This window comes from Pseudomonas sp. P5_A2_2, assembly GCF_054177685.1.
On the sequence record NZ_JBGCUL010000773.1, the window covers coordinates 1 to 2,171 of the forward strand.

Genomic DNA, 2,171 nt, shown 5'->3' on the forward strand with positions numbered 1-2,171 from the left:
CCAGAAACGTGTGTGCTTGCGTACCAGTTTGGCGTAAGTCGGCTCGATGAAGACCTTGAGCTCGACAGTGCTCTGGTCCTCGGACAGCACGTAGCTCTTGATCTGACCTACCTTGATCTGTTTGTAGAACACCGGGCTGCCGCGGTTCAACGAACCCAGGCGATCAGCCTTGATGGTCAGGTGCAGACCCGGCTGGGCATCGGAGAGCGGCGGCTCCTGGGCCAGGGCCTTGAACTTGCGGACGGGCTCGCCTTCCCCCGGGCTGATGGCGACATAGTTACCTGAAACCAGCGTCTCAAGACCGGTAATCCCTGCCAATGTCACGCTCGGCTTGACCAGCCAGAAACGCGTGCTGGTTCGCAGGTATGGCTCCACATCCTTGTTCATTTCGATGCTGGCGATCACGCCTTTGGAACTGCCCTCATCATCGAGCTTGAGGCTTTTGACCTTACCGACTGGCATGCCTTTATAGACCACTTCGGTCTTGTTGGCCTGAATGCCTTCGCCACTCTCAAAACGCACCTGAATCTCGATGCCGGTCTCGTTATAGGCACGCCAGCCGAGCCAGCCGCCAATGATCAAGGCGATCAGGGGCAGCACCCAAATGGCAGACCAGTTCGAGGCCGGTCGGGTTTTCGCTACAGGCAAATCAGTCATGGTCGTCGTCCGACTCCGTGTTATCCCAAATCAGTCGGGGATCGAAAGTTACTGCGGCAAGCATCGTCAGAATCACTACAGTGGCGAAGGCGATGGCGCCAAGATTGGCTTCGATGCTGGCAAGCCGCCCAAAATTCACGACCGCCACGAGGATGGCGATCACAAAGATATCGAGCATCGACCAGCGGCCGATGAATTCAATGAAACGGTACATCCAGATACGCTGGCGAGCCGAAAGGGGCTGACGGCGCTGCACGGAAAACAGCAGCAGAGCGATGCCTACCAGCTTGAAGGTGGGCACCAGGATACTGGCGATAAACACCACCGCCGCAATGGGGATCATTCCGTAGTGCACCAACTCGATCACACCCGCCATGATCGTGCTGGGCGCACCCTTGCCCAGAGAGTTCACGGTCATGATCGGCAACAAATTGGCCGGTATGTAAAGAATGGCGGCGGTAATCAGCAATGCCCAGGTGCGCACCAGGCTATTCGGGCTGCGGGCATGCACCAGTGCTCCGCAGCGTGTACAGACTTGCTCATCGCTATCAGCTTCCTGCCTGTTCAATTCATGACATTCCTTGCAAATCAGAATGCCTGCATCAATCGCCCGCATGGGCATCTTCTCCTGATAACGCTTGCCAGATCTGGTGAGGCGACATTACGACCTCCAGCCAGACTTGAATCAGCAACAAACCAATGAAGCACGCCAGGCCGAGGCCTACGGTGATGGMTGCCATRTCKGCCAGCTTGACGATSGCCACCAGYACSCCCATSARGTAGACCTCRAGCATSCCCCATTCGCGTAKATGGTGATAAATGCGATAGAGCAACAAGCCGTAGCTGCGTCCGACACCAAAACGGATACTCAACAATACGGCCAGTTGGCACAGCAGCTTGAGCAGCGGGATCCCCATGCTGCACAGGAACACGATCACTGAGACGCTTTGCATGCCCGTATCAAAAAGGGCGACAACGCCGCTCCAGACAGTGTCTTGCGAAGATTGCCCGAGCAGATTGAGTTGCATGATGGGTAAAAAGTTGGCCGGTATGAACAACACCAGGGCGGAGATGACCAAGGCGAGACTGCGCTGTACGACGTTGTAGCGATTGGCATAAAGCTCGTAGCCACAGCGCGGGCACAGGGCTTTTTCGCCATGGGCGAGTTCGGGTTTACGCATGAGCAAGTCGCACTCATGGCAGGCAACCAGATTTTCCAGTGGTAGTTCTGACAGCTCTTTGGCGTCAACCGAATCCGGCATAAGCGCTCTGACTCTGAAAAAGTTGGACCTATTCTAGTGTCCCGGGACAAAAATAACTGCGCCAATTTGTGCTTGATTCGTCGTGCTTTTTCTACGCCAAAAACAAAACCCCTACCTGCGTACGCAGATAGGGGTTTTGGAATTTAATCTTGACGATGACCTACTCTCACATGGGGAAACCCCACACTACCATCGGCGATGCATCGTTTCACTGCTGAGTTCGGGATGGGATCAGGTGGTTCCAATGCTCTA

The 2,171-nt window shown here is 55.2% G+C and carries 3 protein-coding genes and 1 rRNA gene; all 4 read right to left on the minus strand.

The genetic code is table 11. The annotated features are described in order from the left end of the window. Positions 1-657 (minus strand): PqiB family protein (locus ACXRVY_RS25445; RefSeq protein ID WP_458238574.1); only part of this gene is annotated, 657 nt, incomplete at its 3' end. Then, a complete protein-coding gene (locus ACXRVY_RS25450) occupies positions 650-1,273 on the minus strand; it encodes a paraquat-inducible protein A (protein WP_108214827.1) in 624 nt (207 codons plus the stop codon). The genes ACXRVY_RS25450 and ACXRVY_RS25445, both read right to left, overlap by 8 nt. Then, positions 1,260-1,919, minus strand: a complete 660-nt coding sequence (locus tag ACXRVY_RS25455) for a paraquat-inducible protein A (protein ID WP_458238575.1) — start codon at positions 1,917-1,919, stop codon at positions 1,260-1,262. Before ACXRVY_RS25455 ends, ACXRVY_RS25450 begins: the two co-directional genes overlap by 14 nt. 147 nt (positions 1,920-2,066) lie before the next feature. Further along, positions 2,067-2,171 (minus strand): 5S ribosomal RNA (gene rrf / locus ACXRVY_RS25460); the annotation flags it as partial.